The organism is Neobacillus mesonae (assembly GCF_001636315.1).
In the GTDB taxonomy this organism is placed as follows: domain Bacteria; phylum Bacillota; class Bacilli; order Bacillales; family Cytobacillaceae; genus Neobacillus; species Neobacillus mesonae.
In genome coordinates this window covers 1,558,886-1,576,970 of sequence record NZ_KV440949.1, presented here as the reverse complement: position 1 = coordinate 1,576,970, position 18,085 = coordinate 1,558,886, and the positions used below count along the sequence as shown (strand labels likewise).

12 protein-coding genes and 1 pseudogene are annotated in these 18,085 nt (G+C 37.3%); 10 read left to right on the top strand and 3 right to left on the bottom strand.

Annotation, left to right across the window (positions count from 1 at the left end; all coding sequences use genetic code 11):
* Window positions 1–58 precede the first annotated feature (58 nt).
* The 8 genes and pseudogenes from A6749_RS07835 (at window position 59) to A6749_RS07800 (ending at window position 12,149) form a co-directional block, all read left to right on the top strand.
* Window positions 59–3,646, top strand: coding sequence for a CDP-glycerol glycerophosphotransferase family protein (locus A6749_RS07835; protein WP_236719630.1), 3,588 nt, complete (start codon window positions 59–61; stop codon window positions 3,644–3,646).
* 219 nt (window positions 3,647–3,865) lie between these two features.
* Window positions 3,866–6,448, top strand: a complete 2,583-nt coding sequence (locus tag A6749_RS07830; RefSeq protein ID WP_236719629.1) for an SH3 domain-containing protein — start codon at window positions 3,866–3,868, stop codon at window positions 6,446–6,448.
* Between the two features lie 181 nt (window positions 6,449–6,629).
* On the top strand, window positions 6,630–7,028 hold the full coding sequence (gene tagD, locus A6749_RS07825; RefSeq protein WP_066387552.1) for a glycerol-3-phosphate cytidylyltransferase: 399 nt from the start codon (window positions 6,630–6,632) through the stop codon (window positions 7,026–7,028).
* Window positions 7,021–8,220 (top strand): CDP-glycerol glycerophosphotransferase family protein, encoded by a 1,200-nt coding sequence (locus tag A6749_RS07820; RefSeq protein WP_066387550.1) that lies wholly within the window; start codon window positions 7,021–7,023, stop codon window positions 8,218–8,220. The genes tagD and A6749_RS07820 overlap by 8 nt, the downstream gene beginning before the upstream one ends.
* Before the next feature lie 119 nt (window positions 8,221–8,339).
* Entirely contained in the window at window positions 8,340–9,170 is an 831-nt protein-coding gene (locus A6749_RS07815) for an ABC transporter permease (RefSeq protein ID WP_066387542.1), read from the top strand.
* 60 nt (window positions 9,171–9,230) lie between these two features.
* Window positions 9,231–10,016, top strand: a pseudogene (gene tagH, locus A6749_RS07810) (teichoic acids export ABC transporter ATP-binding subunit TagH); the annotation flags it as partial.
* 135 nt (window positions 10,017–10,151) lie between these two features.
* Window positions 10,152–10,892, top strand: a complete 741-nt coding sequence (locus A6749_RS07805; RefSeq protein ID WP_066387520.1) for a WecB/TagA/CpsF family glycosyltransferase — start codon at window positions 10,152–10,154, stop codon at window positions 10,890–10,892.
* Between the two features lie 201 nt (window positions 10,893–11,093).
* Window positions 11,094–12,149 carry a glycosyltransferase family 4 protein gene (locus A6749_RS07800; RefSeq protein ID WP_066387515.1) on the top strand — a complete coding sequence of 352 codons (1,056 nt, stop codon included), beginning with the start codon at window positions 11,094–11,096 and terminating at the stop codon, window positions 12,147–12,149.
* Between the two features lie 105 nt (window positions 12,150–12,254).
* On the opposite strand, the gene A6749_RS07795 is transcribed toward A6749_RS07800, so the two are convergent.
* From A6749_RS07795 to A6749_RS07785, 3 genes are all read right to left on the bottom strand, one after another.
* Window positions 12,255–13,778 (bottom strand): APC family permease, encoded by a 1,524-nt coding sequence (locus tag A6749_RS07795; protein WP_127488660.1) that lies wholly within the window; start codon window positions 13,776–13,778, stop codon window positions 12,255–12,257.
* 219 nt (window positions 13,779–13,997) lie between these two features.
* A complete protein-coding gene (locus A6749_RS07790) occupies window positions 13,998–14,993 on the bottom strand; it encodes an LCP family protein (RefSeq protein ID WP_066387509.1) in 996 nt (331 codons plus the stop codon).
* A 200-nt stretch (window positions 14,994–15,193) separates the two neighbouring features.
* Window positions 15,194–15,829: a YigZ family protein gene (locus A6749_RS07785; protein WP_066387506.1), complete on the bottom strand. Its 636-nt coding sequence runs from the start codon at window positions 15,827–15,829 to the stop codon at window positions 15,194–15,196.
* Between the two features lie 345 nt (window positions 15,830–16,174).
* On the opposite strand from A6749_RS07785, the gene A6749_RS07780 reads away from it, so the two are divergent.
* Both A6749_RS07780 and A6749_RS07775 read left to right on the top strand, forming a co-directional pair.
* Window positions 16,175–17,317 carry a sensor histidine kinase gene (locus A6749_RS07780; RefSeq protein ID WP_066387499.1) on the top strand — a complete coding sequence of 381 codons (1,143 nt, stop codon included), beginning with the start codon at window positions 16,175–16,177 and terminating at the stop codon, window positions 17,315–17,317.
* A 73-nt stretch (window positions 17,318–17,390) separates the two neighbouring features.
* Window positions 17,391–18,074: a response regulator transcription factor gene (locus A6749_RS07775; protein WP_066387496.1), complete on the top strand. Its 684-nt coding sequence runs from the start codon at window positions 17,391–17,393 to the stop codon at window positions 18,072–18,074.
* Window positions 18,075–18,085 lie beyond the last annotated feature (11 nt).

The window sequence follows — 18,085 nt, the reverse complement described above, 5'->3', positions numbered from 1 at the left end:
TAGTGTATTTAAATATAGTAATTTTCCAAAGATAAACAGGATAAGGGAGTTGTAGAGATTGATAAACAAAAAGGTATTAAAAAGGCGAATGAGATTTGTATTAGGCCCGGTTTATCAGTATGCCGGAAACGCAAACCATCGAAAAAATTTTCAGTATGCACGTTACTTTGATAAGTTAAAGATAAAAGATAAAACCATTTTCTATGAAAGCAGGGATGGGAAAAGTATAACTGATAGCCCTTATGCTATTTTTAAGTACTTATTACAACATCCTGATTATAAAGATTTCAAACATATCTGGTCGGTGGCTGGCTTTAAGGATTTAAGTTACGTTATTAACAAGTATCGAAAGTTAAAGAACGTTTCCTTTGTTAAACGAAACTCAAAGGAATACCTGAAAAAATTAGCTACAAGCAAATATTTAATTAATAACTCTACTTTTCAGCCGTTTTTTACCCCAAAAAAGGATCAGGTATACATTAATACATGGCATGGGACCCCTCTTAAAAGCATGGGATTTGATATCCCTGGAAATCCGTCTAATTCCCAAAATGTCGTCCGGAATTTTCTTAGTAGTGATTACCTATTAAGCCCGAATGAGCATACAACAAACATGTTTCTAAACAGCTATAAGCTAAATGGAATTTATAATGGTGAAATCCTTCAAGAAGGATATCCAAGAATTGACCTTACCCATCATAGCGACTCAGAGCAAGTCAAAGCTCATTTGGCTGAGTTAGGTTTGGAAATCGATACAAATAAGCAAACGATTCTTTATGCTCCAACATGGAAAGGAGCAAACGTGGCTAAGGCGAAGAATGATATGTTTCAAATCATTGCTGACCTGACCTATTTAAAAAATCAAGTAGGGAAAGACTATAATTTACTTATTAAGGTGCATCCGTATTTATACAATACAGCAAGAGAATATGAAGAGGTAAAGGATTATTTAATTCCCGATTTTATCGATACAAACGAGCTTCTTAGCACGGTAGATATATTAATTACCGACTATTCAAGTATTTTTTTCGACTTTTTAGTGACTGATAAACCGATTCTATTCTATGTCTGGGATTATGATGATTACAATGAGGAAAGAGGACGCTATTTAGTGGATGATGAATTACCAGGCCCAACGTTGTTTACAATTAGGGAAGTGGCAGCGGCAATACAAAATATAGATAAAGTATTTTCCCATTATAAAGATGTATATAAACAAGCAAAGTCACGATTTACGAATCACGATGATGGGAAGGTAACAGAACGGATCGTTGACTATATTTTTAAGCAAAATAAAGAATCATTAAATGTTATCCGTGGTTTAGAAACGAATAAAAAGAAAATTCTTATTTATCCTGGAGGTTTGAAGAATAATGGGATTACTGCTTCTTTTATTAATCTAATGGATAACATTGATTTTGAGCGATATGATGTAAGTATTTTTATGAAACTGCCTCAATCTAAAGAAGTATTGGATAACATGGAAAAGGTCAATAAAAAAGCGAGGTTTCTGTTCCGCGGCGGAATCCCAATGTTCAACATTCAGGAAGTATATCGTGATAAGTTTGTACATAATCGCGGGGCATATACCCGGTTAACGAAAAAGCTTTATCCTGAAAAAGCTTATATACGAGATTACCAACGGCTATTTGGCAGAGCAAAGTTTGATTATGTAATTGATTTCAGTGGATACAGTCTTTACTGGGCAAAATTCCTTCTTGCCAGTGATGCAGAGAAAAAAATTTGTTATCTTCATAGTAATATGCATTCAGATAGTGAAAGGATCATTAATGGGCGTAGGCCCCATTTGATAAATTTAAGAGGGCTGTTTTCCGTTTATGACCGTTTTGACAAGCTTGTCAGTGTTTCGCCGGGAACGATGGAAGTAAACAAACAGAATTTGGCTAAATATGCGAATGAAACAAAGTTTGATTATGTAATGAATTCGATTAATTATGAAAAAATATTGCGCCTAGCGGAGGAAGAGGATTCGACTACAGATACTTCAACTCGTTCTCAACATGAAATGCCGATTATGAGCAATGGCATTTTTAAGTCTGCCGCGATTATTCGCCGGCCCCTAGATCATTATGTTTGGAATCGCCAGCCAAGTGTAAGCGGTGCTGAAAAACTTGCACCCGCCAAGCACTATTTGAATAAAGAAGTCGTTATCTTACGTGAAGCCCGAACGGGGACTAATGGTTTTTATAAATTCTCTTTCGGCGATCGGATTGTTGGCTGGCTCAATCAAGACTGTTTTGAGTTATTGCCGGACCGGATATTATCTCAAACAGAGGTAAACAAATTAGCCTTTGTTAGCCATGTTTATGGTCATGATATTTGGAGTAGACCTTATAAAACAGAAGGAACTACAAAAATATCACCCGCCAAAGACTATAAAGGAATGATGGTGACTGTTGATGTAGAGGCTAGAACCTATCATGGCCTCTATAGCAGGTTTTCGATTAATGGGAAGGTCATAGGCTGGATTGAATCGTCTGCCTTATCTCTTGTGAATGAAACCGCAGTTAGAGGAAGGTTAAAGGCTTGTGTTTACCAAATTTCCAATTACTTCCGATCCCGTTCCTTTGTCCCCAATCGTACACTGGAGGAGAAAAATTTATATGAGCTTGCAGTCATTTCTAAGCCGGGAAATTATGTGGTGTGGTCGAAACCTTATCCTAATCCCGACTGCAAAAAAGTGATGGATGCCAGTGAATTAGACAATGCCAAAGTGATTGTAACGAAAAGTAATAGGACTGCCAGAGGAACGTATTATTTTTTCTATAATGACGGGAAACGGGTCGGCTGGCTGGACCACAATGCTTTTACAATGATAAAAAAGCCGGTTATTTATAGTGAAAAAGCTGTCAAAAAAACTGCTGAAATTCAAATAGGAGACGGAGATGTAATTTGGTCTGAATTACCCGGTACTTCCGGCACAGAAAAATTGGTGGATACAGATAAATATAATGGCAAATTAGCAACGATAAATAAGGAAGCCCGTACCATTGATGAAGTTTATTATCATTTTAGTTATGAAAATGAGCCTATCGGCTGGTTAAATAAGCGCTCGTTTCAAAATATAAAAACTTTAGGTATACTACGCGGCAGCAGGTTTATTCCCGAACCATCGACGGAGCACTATAATTTTATCACCATGGGGAGGCTTTCTCCCGAAAAGGGACAGGATAATCTAATTCAAGCTTTTGCTCAACTGCATAAAGACAATAAGAACACAAAACTCTATATTTTAGGCGAAGGACCGTTAAGACCCGAGCTGGAAAATTTAATCACAGAGTTTGGAGTTGAAGATAGCGTATATCTTCCTGGACAGGTTGAAAATCCTTTCCGATTGATGAAAAAATGCGATTGCTTTGTATTATCTTCCCATTATGAAGGGCAGCCTATGGTATTATTGGAGGCAATGACTCATGGAATGAAGATTGTTGCAACTGATATCGTGGCCAATAGAACTGTCCTTGAGGATGGCAGGTATGGGATGCTAGTCGAAAACAGCATTGATGGATTGGAGAACGGTTTAAGACAGATGGTGAAAGTAGAATCTGATTATAAAGCTGATGTTTTTGTACCAAGTGAGTACAATAACCGTGCAATGGGTACGTTTTATAAAATTTTCGAATAATAGTAAACCCGAAAGTCATAACGATGATTTTCGGGTTTACTTTTTTTAAACATTTTTTAAGGAAATATGACTATTTTTGCATTTTGATGTAACAATTTACAAGAAAGTATTTAATAATTATTCATAATACAGGATAATAAGAGATAATTCGAGTTTCTTCGATTAAAAGATTACTAGAATTATAGAATTTTGCAATTATTTTTGTAAAGAGAAAAGGACGTGGATTCATTGAAAAAAATGGGGAAAGTAGTGGTGGTTCTTTCAACTGGTTTGTTATTTGGAAGTTTAAGTACTAGTACGACGATACCGCTTCTATCCAATAACATACATTATGCGGAAGCTGCCAGTTTAGTTAAGTTTAGTAAAACCTCCTATCAAACAACCGCAAATTTAAATTTACGGACAGGTTCAAATACAAAGACTAAGACCATCATTACAATTCCAAAAGGAAAAACAGTTACTTCATCACAAAAACTAGGCAGTTGGTATAAAGTTTCCTATACATACAAGTCAAAAGGAAAAAATGTTACGAAAACAGGCTGGGTGAGCGGGACATATTTAAAACAGAAGTTCTCCGGGATTACAAAATCATCGGTAACAAAGACGCTTTCGATAGCCAAAACTAACTTTCTTACGACAGCCAATGTGAATTTACGGTCTGGAGCGAGCACCAAGGAAAAAGTTATTCTAACCATTAAAAGAGGATCACCTGTGATTGCTACAGACAAAACGGGGAAGTGGTATAAGGTTACTTATTCTTATACTTCTAAAGGTAAGAAAATTAGCAAAACGGGTTGGGTCAGCGGTGACTATTTAAAAAAACAGTCAGCCACCGAAACTAAAACTTTAGTGACAAAGACAACTCCATATACCAAAACAAATTTTGTTACCTCTGAAAATGTAAATTTGCGGGCTGGAACAAGTACAAAAGAAAAAATCATTATAACCATAAAAAAAGGGAAAGTTGTTACTGCAAACAGTAAATCAGGTAATTGGTATAAGGTTACTTATTCCTATACTTCTAATGGAAAGAAGACGAGCAAAACCGGCTGGGTCAGCGGTGACTATTTAAGGGAATACAACCAGTACACCAATACACTTGGCACTTATTATTTTACGAAGAATTCAACAAAACTTTATTCAGCACCAAAAACAAAAAAGGCAATGGTTACAATTCCAAGCAAAAATGGAATGTATTCTAACCAAAAAGTTATTAATAGTATCGGGCAGATCTGGTATAAGGTATCTTATAATGGCAAATCTTATTATGTGTATAGTGGTGATGTAAGTAAAGCTTCCGTTAAATCCTTTGCTAAAATAAATTATCAGGTTAAAGTTAGTACATATGTTTATTCATCCTATGGAACTGTATTTACAAAGGTAGTACAGCTTCCAAAAGGTACGATTATTTCTACAACGAAAAGTATTGGAGATTGGGCTGCTGTTACCTATAAAGGGAAAACAGGTTATGTTTCTCTGTCTAATCTTCAAATCGCACCTAAAATAGAAGAGGGACCTGTGGAAAAACCATCTGAAGAGATTGTAGAAAAACCTATGGAAAAACCAGCGGAGAATACACAAGCTGCTCCCACTGAAGAGAAGACCTATTTGGTAACTGCAGATTTGAATTTGCGTAAATCAGGAGAAGGTACTCCACCTTTAATTACGATTCCTAAGGGAACTACGGTTACTTCATTAGAAAGATTAAATGATGAATGGTATCAAGTAACTTATAAAGGACTAACTGGCTATGTCTACTCCAGCTATTTAAAGGAATATGAATTAACTGATTACAGGTTTATTGACTTAAGAACTAAATCAACTGTAACAGCTCAGCAAATTAATGCTTATATTGCTGCCAATTATAGAAATACGGCAAACTATAAGAAACTTAGTGCAACAAGTGTATTACTTAATAAAGGCCAAGCTTTTATCGATGCAGGAAATCGATATGGGGTGAACGCCTTGTACTTAGCAGCACATGCCATCCATGAATCCGGCTTTGGTACATCCAACATATCATTAGGGAAAAATAACCTGTTTGGTTATGGTGCGTATGATGCAACCCCATTCGTAGGGGCTTACCGTTTTTCATCAGTTGAAGCATGCATTAATTATGTTGCCCAAAAAATGAAAGCTGATTATTTAAATCCATACGGCAAGCATTTTGAAGGGGCAATGCTTGGCTATCGGACAAATGATGCGAATGGAAAAAGAGTAGAAAGCAAGAGTATTGGGATGAACTTTTGGTATGCAAGTGACCCAAATTGGGGAAATGGCATTGCCAAGCACATGCAAAAAATCATGGCATTTAATAAAAAAGAGTATGAAAACTCCAAGATTGATTCAAATTATTTTTCCATTCCTGGAATTCCGGACGGGGGCGATCAATTTCCTGAAGGAATTCAAGTGCTGGCAAAAAAGGACTTATCGAACGATATAAAAACAAAAACTATTTTTACTCTGCTTGAAAAGACAAATGATTATAAAGTAAAAGTGCTGTTTAATGACAAACAGTCCACACTTAGTAATATAAGTTTTTCACAATATGACAAATATATTTCTGTACTTAACCTTGGAAGAGTTATTGATGCAACTACCTTAAATGTTCGTTCAACGACTGATACTACATCTAATGTAAACATCATCGGTAAATTTAAATTACATCAGTTTATTTCATTGACATTGGACGAAAATAATAAATTAATCATGGATCCATCGAAAAAATGGTATCAGGTTAACTTAGCAGATGGTAAAACCGGCTGGGTAAGTGCATTATATATTGTGAAAGAACTACAATAGTCCTGTGGCTGACTTACTAAAAGTCAGCCTCTTTGTTTAATTGGATAATATATGGAAAAGTTTTTGGTTGAAATTTAAGTTTCGTAGTTTTATAATGATATGGTGTAGTTTACAGAATTCGACTTTTATTGAATAAAAAATAATTCATTTTCCAACAATAAAATCAGGAGGATTATCTCTTATGAAAAAGGTGCTAACTTATGGAACATTTGATTTACTCCATTTTGGACATATCAATTTACTACGTCGTGCAAAAGATTTAGGTGATTATCTCATTGTGGGTCTTTCCACTGATGAATTTAACAAAGGGAAAAATAAGCAGGCTTACCACAGCTTTGAAAATCGAAAAATGATTTTGGAATCGATTCGATATGTGGATGAAGTGATTCCTGAAAATACATGGGACCAAAAAATCCAAGATGTCATTAAACATGATGTTGATATTTTTGTCATGGGAGATGATTGGAAAGGTAAATTCGATTTCCTTAAAGAATATTGTGAAGTTGTATACTTACCAAGAACTATCGGCATTTCCACTTCAAAAATAAAAAACGACTTAAACGTGGTAAAGAATGGCTAGAGAACTAGCCATTTCTTTGTATTTGTTTGTCTTTAAGTGTGTTTTTTTCTTTTTCAATCTCTTGCCACTTAAAGAAGACAAAACAACTTTTGTTATCAGTTTTGGTGATAACAGCCAGTATGTCTTGGAGGAAATGCAAAAGCATAATATTTCATCCGAAATAATCTTGCTTTGTAAAGGAAATAGCATAAATAAATTTAAACATTACCAAGGTATGAAAACAATTCCGTTTGAGACACTTTGTATCCTTAGCTGGATAAAGTCAGTTTATCATTTAGCCACTTCGCGTCATGTTTTAATCGATAACTATTTCGGATTTTTAGCGTCTGTTCAGTTTAAAGCTAATGTTGAATGTATTCAGTTATGGCATGCCTCTGGCGCGTTGAAGAAGTTTGGCCTAGAAGATGAGTCTATTAAAAATCGAAGTAAACGTGCTAATAAGCGCTTTTTGCAAGTATATCGTAATTTTCATAAAGTGATCGTCGGTTCAGATGTAATGGCTGATGTATTTATAAAGTCGTTCAATCTTAAAGATGGGAATATACTTAGGACTGGCATCCCAAGAACTGATTTTTTTTATAATGAAGAAGCAAAGCAAACGGTTTTAGAAAAATTGATATCTAAATATCCCGAATTGAGAGGGAAGAAAGTAATTTTATATGCTCCCACTTATCGTGAGGATGAATTAAATAATTTTTCACTTCGGCTTGATGTTGAAAAAATGCAACGTGAACTGGGAAATGAATATATATTAATGTTGCGGCTGCATCCAGTAGTACAAAAGAATTTGTTAAATTTTAAAATTGCTAATGGATTCTTGTATGATTTTTCTTCTGATAAATACGAAATAAATGATCTACTGATTGCGGCTGACATTTTAATTACTGATTATTCCTCGATTCCATTTGAATATTCTCTATTACGAAGACCAATGATATTTTTTACTTATGATTTAAAGGAATACAAAAAGAAACGTGGAGTTTTGACTGAATTCGAACAAAATTTGCCTGGGCCAATAGTTGAGCATACAGATGAGATTATTGAATTAATTAAACAAAATAGTTTTGACTTAAATGTAGTGGATTATTATGCTGAACAATGGAATAAGTACTCTACGGGTGAATCCAGTGCAAACTTAATTTGTTATATGTTTACGAATAAAAGCGCTATTATTCCTTTCAAAATGAGTTAAACAGTTAAAATGTAGCTTCGTGGCAATTTATTGCCCGAAGTTTTGTTTTTATTATGTTCATTTTGGGGAATTAATGTATAATGAACAGGGTTACACTTGTTAAAGGAAGGACAGTCTAAATGAAGTCAATGATCACCATTATAAAGGAGCAAATCACCTCCTTTTACTTGATCTTAAGGTTATCAGCATTTGAAATGAAAAGTGCCAATACTAATAACTATTTAGGGAGATTGTGGGAATTATTAAACCCTATGATTCAACTTGGAATCTATTGGCTTGTATTTGGGGTTGGCATGCGTAAAAATAAAGATATAATTATGGGTAACGATATTCATGTACCTTTTTTTATTTGGATGGTATCAGGAATGGTTGTATGGTTCTTTATAAACCCCACCATTCCTAAAGCATCAAAGGCGATTTATTCCAGATTGCAAATGATAGCAAAAATGAGTTTTCCGATGAGTGCGATTCCTTCATTTGTTATTATGGCAAATTTTTATTCGCATTTAATGCTTGTTGCTGTAGTTACAATCATTTTGCAATTTACTCGTTTTAAAATATCGGTATACTTTGTCCAGCTACCATATTTTATGCTGGCAACCCTAATTTTTTTGCTTGCTCTTTCACTAATTACTTCAACATTGTCGACCATTGTGAGAGATGTTCAGCAAATTATTCAGTCGGTATTAAGAATGTTGCTCTACTTATCACCGCTTCTTTGGCATACCGATAAATTAGTATTAAAAAATATTGATTTTACTTTTGTTCTAAAATTAAACCCCTTTTATTATATTATTGAGGGTTATAGGGCGTCATTATTGGGTACCTCATGGTATATATGGGAAAACTCATCCTTAACACTGTATTTCTGGGGAATAACCTTAGTCTTTTTCTTAATTGGCTCAGTATTACATTTAAAATTTAGAGATCGTTTTGTAGACTATTTATAAAGATATTAGGTATAGGTAAGAATGAAATATATGCCTAACTAATGTTTGAGGTGATTCCTAATGAGTGAATCCGTAATTGTAAAAAATGTTTATAAGAGATATAAAATGCATAAAAAGCCTACTGAGAAGTTATTGGACTTAATATTGCCAGGTGGCTATGGAGAAGATTTCTTTGCTTTGCAAAATATTTCATTTACTGCTCATAAAGGGGACGTAATTGGATTTGTAGGAGTAAATGGTTCGGGGAAATCAACGCTTTCGAATATTATTGCGGGCGTTATTCCTCCTTCTGAAGGTACAGTAGAAACGATAGGGCAAACTTCGATCATTGCAATTTCCTCGGGACTTAATAATCAATTAACTGGACGAGAAAACATTGAACTAAAATGTTTAATGCTTGGCTTTAAAAAGAAGGAAATTGAAGAAATGGAATCGGAAATTATTGATTTTGCTGATATTGAAGATTTTATTGATCAACCAGTAAAAAAATATTCAAGCGGGATGAAGTCGCGCCTTGGTTTTGCCATCTCTGTCACCGTTAATCCCGACATTCTGATTATTGACGAAGCATTGTCAGTAGGTGACCAAGTTTTTGCGCAGAAATCTAAGAATAAGATGTTTGAGTTTAAAGAACAGGGAAAAACCATTTTCTTTGTCAGCCATTCCATGGGACAGATAAAGGAATTTTGTGATAAAGCCATCTGGCTTGAGTATGGCGAAATAAAAGATTACGGTACGGTAAAAGAAGTTATCCCGGAATATGAAAAGTTCTTGAAAAAATATAAGTCAATGACTAAAGAAGAACAAAAAGCATTCCGAAAACAAGTTATGTTAAAACAAAGAGGTCTTGCCACAATTTAAATAATGCGGCCATTATTGGCCGCTTCCTAAAAATACCTAAATGGGCATCTGTGGTACCGCCAATTTAGGTTTTCTTTTTGGACATGCTAAAGTTAATAACGAAAATGAGGATTTTGGAATATGACAGAAAATCACGTATCTATACTAGGAATTGATTTTATAAATAAACCATTTCACGAAGTAGTCGATATACTTGCCGACAGTGTAGAAAGTAAAAGAAAATCCTTCGTAGTTACCGCTAATCCGGAAATCGCAATGTATGCACATGAGCATCCTGATTACAAAGCGATTGTCCAATCTGCTGACATGGTAGTTCCTGATGGCATCGGAATTGTGATCGCCTCCAAAATCTTAAATACTCCGATTCAGGAACGAGTTGCTGGATTCGACTTGATGGTACGGCTCCTTGAGCTTGGAAATGAAAAAAAGTGGCGGATTTATTTGTTGGGTGGAAAGGAAGAGACGAATAAAAAAGCTGTTGCCAATATCGCCAGCCGCTACCCGCAGCTGCAAATTGTTGGAAGTCATCATGGTTTTTTTGATTGGAAGGATGGTACGGTTACGGATGAAATTAAAGCCGGGAACCCTGATATTGTGTTTGTTGCTTTGGGCTTTCCAAGGCAGGAGAAATGGATTGTTCAAAATCTGCCGCATTTTTCAAAAGGCTTGTTTATTGGAGTCGGAGGAAGTATTGATGTGCTGGCGGGTGAGGTAAAGAGGGCTCCGCTGTTCTGGCGTAGACTGAATTTGGAATGGTTTTATCGATTGGTGCTGCAGCCGACACGATGGAAGAGAATGCTGGCACTGCCTCGATTTTTAGGTGAAATGTTTAAAATAAAAATGTCGGGGAAAACAAATTGAAACCTTTTAAGAAAACTTTCGTCGAATTTGTTGGACCAGCGAAACATAACAGTAACATTTTATTTAAATTGTAAATCTTTTGTTAAGTTCTTATGTATTCTAAGTAAATAATCTGTGCTATAATGAATGCGTTGTGTTTAGAAATATGTGCCTGTTTCTAAATAATCTTAGAGGGGCATTCTATCCATAAGGAGGGTCTACATGCTGTACCTGACCTTTATATTATGTTTTTTATGCTCCATTCTTATGACTCCGGTTGTAAAAAAACTTGCTTTTAAGGTAGGAGCTACGGACAAACCTAATCATCGCAAGGTACATCAAAAGATTATGCCCCGGTTAGGCGGCTTGGCCATATATCTAAGCTTCCTGTTAGGAATCTTGATTTTGCAGCCTGAAAGCCCTTATCCTACAGCTCATGCAGCCATTGTGGCTGGCGGTGTCATTATTCTCGTTACCGGCGTACTTGATGATATTTTTGATCTTTCAGCTCGGATTAAGCTGGTTTTACAAATAGCCGCTGCCTTAGTTGTTGCTCTTTGGGGCGGGGTAGATGTGGATTTCATTAATCTGCCTTTTAACGGGCGGATCGAATTCGGCATCTTTACTATCCCAATTACAGTGCTTTGGATCGTCGGTATTACCAATGCCATTAATTTAATTGACGGACTTGATGGTTTGGCAGCTGGTGTTTCTTCGATCGCATTAGTAACGATTACCGGTATGGCGGTCGTGATGGGAAATACTTACGTTGTTGCCATGGGAGTCATTCTTACCGCGAGTACGTTAGGATTCTTAAAATATAATTTCCACCCCGCCAAGATTTTCATGGGTGATTCTGGAGCCCTGTTTTTAGGGTATATGATTTCTGTATTATCGTTACTTGGTTTTAAAAACATTGCAGTCATCTCTTTCGTCGTACCGATTATTATCTTGGGTGTACCAATTTCAGATACGTTTTTTGCGATTATCCGCCGGCTGTATAATAAAAATCCACTATCAGCTCCGGATAAATCCCATCTTCACCACTGTATCTTAAAACTTGGCTACACACACCGTGAAACGGTACTGCTGATTTATGCGATGAGTGCCATGTTCGGACTTGCAGCCTTTATTTTCACAATGACAACGGTTTGGGGCTCTATTCTATTTATTATCATCCTGCTCATAGCCATCGAACTATTCGTCGAAAACATCGGCCTAATAAATAAAAACTATCGACCATTATTACGCATCATGGGTATGCTAAAAAACCGATAAGAAGCAAAGGGACGGTTCTTCTGCTTCTTATCGGTTTTTATTATATTACTTAAACCCGGCTGTTGGTTCTAGAGCAAGATTAATTTGGGCCCCAATTCAATTTCGTTATTGTGCTTTTTTTTGCGTTGAGATATATTCTTTCGGTATCGCATCATCATACGGCATATTGCTATGACCGTAGCTGCGATGAATCATCATATACAGTAAACCAAAAACTATAACTACAATTCCTGAAACAAGCACGATATAGTTATCATACCAAGGTGCATCCGGTGTTCTTGGCCAACACATGTTGACTATTGCAATTATTCCGTAGCTAAGTGCACCAATATTAACTGGCACCCCCCACTTGCCCAATTGATACTTACCACTTGGCTTCCATCCTTTTAGTCTAGCTCGAAGTGCAGCAAGGACAACCATTTGGAATCCAATATATATGCCAAGTGACGCAAAACTTATGATCTTTGTGAGCGCATCCTCAGACACTTTCGATCCTAGGACAATGATTGCTGGAATAATAGCTGCAAGAAGTAGCGCATAAGGTGGAATATGATTAGCAGATGAGAACTTTTTTAAGAGCCTGCTTCCTACAATCATGTCATCACGCCCATAAGAATAGGCAAGTCTGCTGGCTGCCGCCTGTAAACTTATTGCACATGAAAGGAAAGAAATCAATACAATACCCAGTACAATCTTCGCACCAAAAACACCAAACGCTCCCCTCAGTACTGTATCAACAGGGGTGACGTCCTTACCAGCGATAACTGCTGGAATATCTGTAACGGAAAGTACTAATGCAAGGCTGACAAAAACTGCGGCAGCACCGCCAATGTAAATCGTTCGGCGCATTGCCTTTGGGATTAACGCACCTGGATTGGGTACTTCTTCCGCAACATCACCACATGCTTCGAATCCAAAAAATAGAAAAGTTCCAATTAATCCAGCTGCTGCAAATGCATAAAAGTAGCTATGACTGCTCCCTGCACCAAAAGAATCAAAGAGCACGCCAAGACCGTGATGTCTTTGTGTGGCAAGTAACCAAACTCCAACTACAAGGGCACCAATAAGCTCAGCGGCAAAACCAATAACAGCTGCAGCTGCAAGAACCTTTGTGCCAAGAAAATTAATGATTGTCGATAGTACAAGAATGATTATTGCACAAAGAATGGTCGTGTTTACTGATACATCAAACCCCAAAATCTGCGCCAGAAATGGTCCAGCTCCATAAACGACACTTGAAATCGTTACAAACAAAGCGATTAAATAAACCCAGCCAGTCATCCACGCAAACTTCCGCCCCCATAATCTTCGGGCCCAAGGATAAACTCCTCCTGCAACAGGGAATTGTGCCACAACTTCACTAAAAACAAGTGCGACTAGTAATTGTCCTAGGCCACAGATGATAATACTCCAGATCATTGGCGGGCCGCCCTGTGCAAGTGCGAATACAAATAGCGTGTACACACCTACAACAGGAGAAAGATAAGTAAACCCAAGCGAGAAGTTTGCCCATGGGCTCATGTCGCGGCGGAATTCAGATTCATATCCAAGCGATGCCAGTTGCGCAGCATCACTATCATGATGTTTCCGCGTGGATTCTACCATTTTTTTGTTCGGATTTTTTTGCATTTTTTGAGCCTCCTTAAAATAGTAGAGATACCCTACTGTTGCAAATATTGTGCCAATTTATAAAATTTTAATAATATTAGGTAAATTGCAAATTTCAGAGAAATGTATTTTGTAATTGAAATTCATTTCTGCATTTATTATTCAATTGTGAATAATTTAAGATAAAGGTAGGTTAGTAGGAGATGACAAAATGAAAAACCCGGAGAATAATTCTCCGGGTTAGTTTGCAACTTCAGCTGTCTCGCTCGTTACATGTAAATGATCCTGCAAGACTTTCTTTGTTTCTTCTAATTTTGTCTGATCTAATTGGTAATAGTAAACGCGGTTGATATAAGAATCTTCACCGGCAAGGCTAAGTGTTTCAATATTTAAGTTGTTGCCTGCTTGCAGATAGCCTAAAAATGATTTCATTTGGTCAAATGTTAAATCTGTCTCCATGTTTTTCCCAACCGCTTCCATGACACCTGTGTAATTTCCAAGCGACTTTACAGAGGCAGCCTTTGAGATGACGGCCTTCATAATTTGCTGCTGTCTTTCGCCCCTTTGAATATCGCTGTCCTTTTTCCTTGTACGGGCAAACGCAAGGGCTTGTTCACCATCTAAATGCTGTTCACCTTTTTCGAGCGTAATTGCTTTGGCACGGTCCTTCGAGTCTTGTTCAGAGAAAGTATATGGAACGTCAACTGTAATTCCGTCAAGTGCATTAACAACATCGATAAATGCATTGAAATTCATTTTTACATAATAATCTACTGGAACATCAAGCAACTCTTCTACTGTTTCAAGCGTCAGCTTCACACCGCCATAGGCATGGGCATGATTAATTTTTGTATAAATATCCTTTTCCGGAATGTGAACGTAAGAGTCACGCGGAATGCTGAGCAGCTTGACCGATTTATCAGCTTTATTGAAAGTAGCCAGCATCAGTGCGTCTGAGCGGGCGGGTCCATTCTTCTTTCGCTTGTCGCTGTCATCGACCCCAATAAACAAAATCGAAGTCTTATCAATGGTCAGCGGCTTTACCCTCGCTGTCTCGCGTTCGATTGGTTTATAGGATTTATTCATCACAGATTCTGCTTTTTTGTACAATGTGCCGGCATAGACTCCCGCTCCTAAAAGTAATATTAAAATCGGAGCGACCAACCAGACCCAGCGCTTCAATCGTCTTTTTTTCTTCTTCTGAGTTTGTATATAGGATTGTCTATTGATAGACATACATTTCCTCCTTGATAAAAAGGTGTCGAATCATGGCTAAAATGATAAGCCAATCTTTATTTTATAATAGATTGCCAGATTGGTAAAATATTATTTTTTAAAGGCAATAATTTACTAATTGAACAGAAAAGCTCGACTATTTTCCCAATTGTATTTTTCTTCAAGTGGAAATATAATCATTCTCAAAGATAATGCCGTTACTAACTAATGGATTCTTCTAAATAAACGGTTTCGCCTTGCTGCAGTGTACATTGCCCGTTGGTTAGCTCAATCATCCAGTCCCGAAAGCTCTCAACCAGATGATCATTGACGAATGTTTCAATTTCAACTGTATCCAGATAAAGAATTTCTTTGATTTTATGCTCAGATGCCCTAAGTTCTTTCTCAATTTTCCCAAGCCATGTATAGTCGATTTTGACATGAACAACCTGCGTTAATTTTCTTTCGACAATTCCGACAGCATCAAGACCCTCAGAGGTTGATTTGCCATAAGCGCGAATCAGACCGCCGGCACCTAACTTAATCCCGCCGAAATAACGGGTAACAACCACAACGGTATCCTTCAGGTTTCGCTTTTTTAATACCTCAAGGATCGGTACACCCGCCGTGCCGCTTGGTTCGCCGTCATCATTGGCCTTTTGGATTTGGTCGTGCTCACCAATTAAGTAAGCTGAGCAATTATGGGTGGCATTCCAATGCTTTTTCTTAATTTCCTGGATAAACTCTTGTGCTGCTGCCTCGGTTTCGACACGCTTAACGTGGGCAATGAATCGTGATTTCTGAATAATGATTTCATGTTCACCGTATTCTTTAACTGTATAGTAATGAGATAACATCTAAAGTTCCTTCCTTTTTATGTGAATGGGAAGTGCTACAACAGCGTTCCCAACCCACATTTATTTTTTTAAAAAGCTTGTGAGTCAAAAGTCTTGAAATTTTTTTTAAAAAATAATGAAATATACCTTTAATATAGGTGTAAAGTTCGAATGATATAATAACTAAATAAAATGGGGTTAATTAAGTAATTAAAACCAGCAATATTTTTTTATTATACTATGTTTTCTAAGGTTTGAGGGCTTTCTGAGTGATTGAGCTGAGCAAAATTATTGGTATACGCTGCATATACAGGTAAAATATGTTATTGAGCCAATGGGGAAAATACGCCCCTGGAGGTAATGGAAATGAAATTAGAACAAATAAAGATTAAATCTATTGATGAGATTCGTGAGGAAATGATTGAAACTGTAACATGCAGTAAAAGTGACATTTTCCTTATTAGTGAACAATGCCGCCAAGATTATGAAAAACTGAAAAATGAATTAGCTGAAATTAAGCAGACGATGGCCAAGCTTATGGAAGAAGAGGGGCAGCTGCAAACACAGGTGAATCAGGCACGAAACAGGCTGTCACAAGTGAGCAGGGATTTTAAAAACTTCAGTGAGGAAGAGGTTCGAGTCGCGTACGAAAAGGCACACCAGCTGCAAATGGATCTATCGATTAACTGGCAGTTCAAAAAACAGCTGCTGGAGAAAAGTAATGACCTTGAGCATAGACTTATTGGTCTAAGTGAAACCATTGAACGGGCTGATCAGCTCATTTCGCAAATTTCCGTTGTCATGAATTATTTACAAAGTGATTTGAAATATTTCGGCGAGGCATACGAGAATGCAAAGGCAAAACAGGATTTTGGCTTAAAAATTATCGAGGCCCAAGAAGAAGAGCGAAAACGGCTTTCGCGGGAAATTCATGATGGTCCTGCGCAAATGCTGGCAAATGTCATTGTCCGTTCAGATTTAATTGATCGTGTTTACCGCGAAGATGGTCCGGAAGCGACATTAAATGAGATTCAGAGCTTCAAAAAAATGGTGCGTTCCGCGCTTTACGAAGTCCGTCGGATTATTTATGATCTACGGCCGATGGCGCTGGATGATTTAGGGCTTGTCCCTACTCTTAGAAAATATTTGCGGACCATTGAAGAATATCATAATCAGTCGCGCATTGATTTTGAAAATATTGGACTGGAAAACAGGCTGCCTACAAAGTATGAAGTCGCCCTTTTCCGAATGATTCAGGAGTCGGTCCAAAATGCCTTGAAACATGCCAATGCCTGCCAGATTAAAGTAAGACTGGAAATAAGTAATACAGCGGTTGCTGTCTTAATTAAAGACAATGGAGTCGGTTTCGATTTAAACAAGAAGAAGCCGGACTCGTTTGGAATCATTGGGATGAAGGAACGTGTCGACCTGCTTAATGGTGAAATTACTTTTGACTCAAAAATTGGTAAGGGAACTGAGATATTCATTCGTGTCCCATTAATCAACTAGTGTATTTTTAGTGGCGGCCATTCGCCGAAATTTAGTGAAATTTTTATAAGTGAACTGTCAGGAGGGTACAAGAATGACTACAAAAATTGCGATTATCGATGACCACCAACTATTTAGAGAAGGTGTTAAAAGGATATTAGAGTTTGAAAAATCGTTCCAAGTTGTTGCAGAAGGTGATGACGGTACAGAGGCTTTGGCCATTGTCGAAGAGCATCGTCCGGATGTCGTGATCATGGATATTAACATGCCGCAAATGAACGGTGTCGAAGCAACACGGGAACTAATTGAAAAGTATCCGAAAACAAAAGTCATCATCTTATCAATCCACGATGATGAAAACTATGTCACACATGCACTCCAAACAGGTGCAATGGGGTATTTATTAAAAGAAATGGATGCGGATGCCTTAATCGATGCTGTGCGTGTTGTCGCAGACGGCGGTTCTTACCTGCATCCAAAAGTGACCCATAATTTGGTCAACGAATATCGCAAGCTTGTGGCCGGTGTTGCCCGCGGCGGTTCGTATATTCCAGCATCTGATATCCGCCGCCCGCTGCATCTCTTAACACGTCGTGAGTGTGAAGTTCTGCAAATGCTGGCAGACGGAAAAAGCAACCGCGGAATCGGCGAGGCGCTATATATCAGTGAAAAAACGGTGAAAAACCACGTCAGCAACATCTTGCAAAAAATGAATGTAAACGACCGTACCCAAGCTGTTGTGTCGGCTATCAAAAATGGCTGGGTCGAAGTACGATAGGTTAGCTTTTT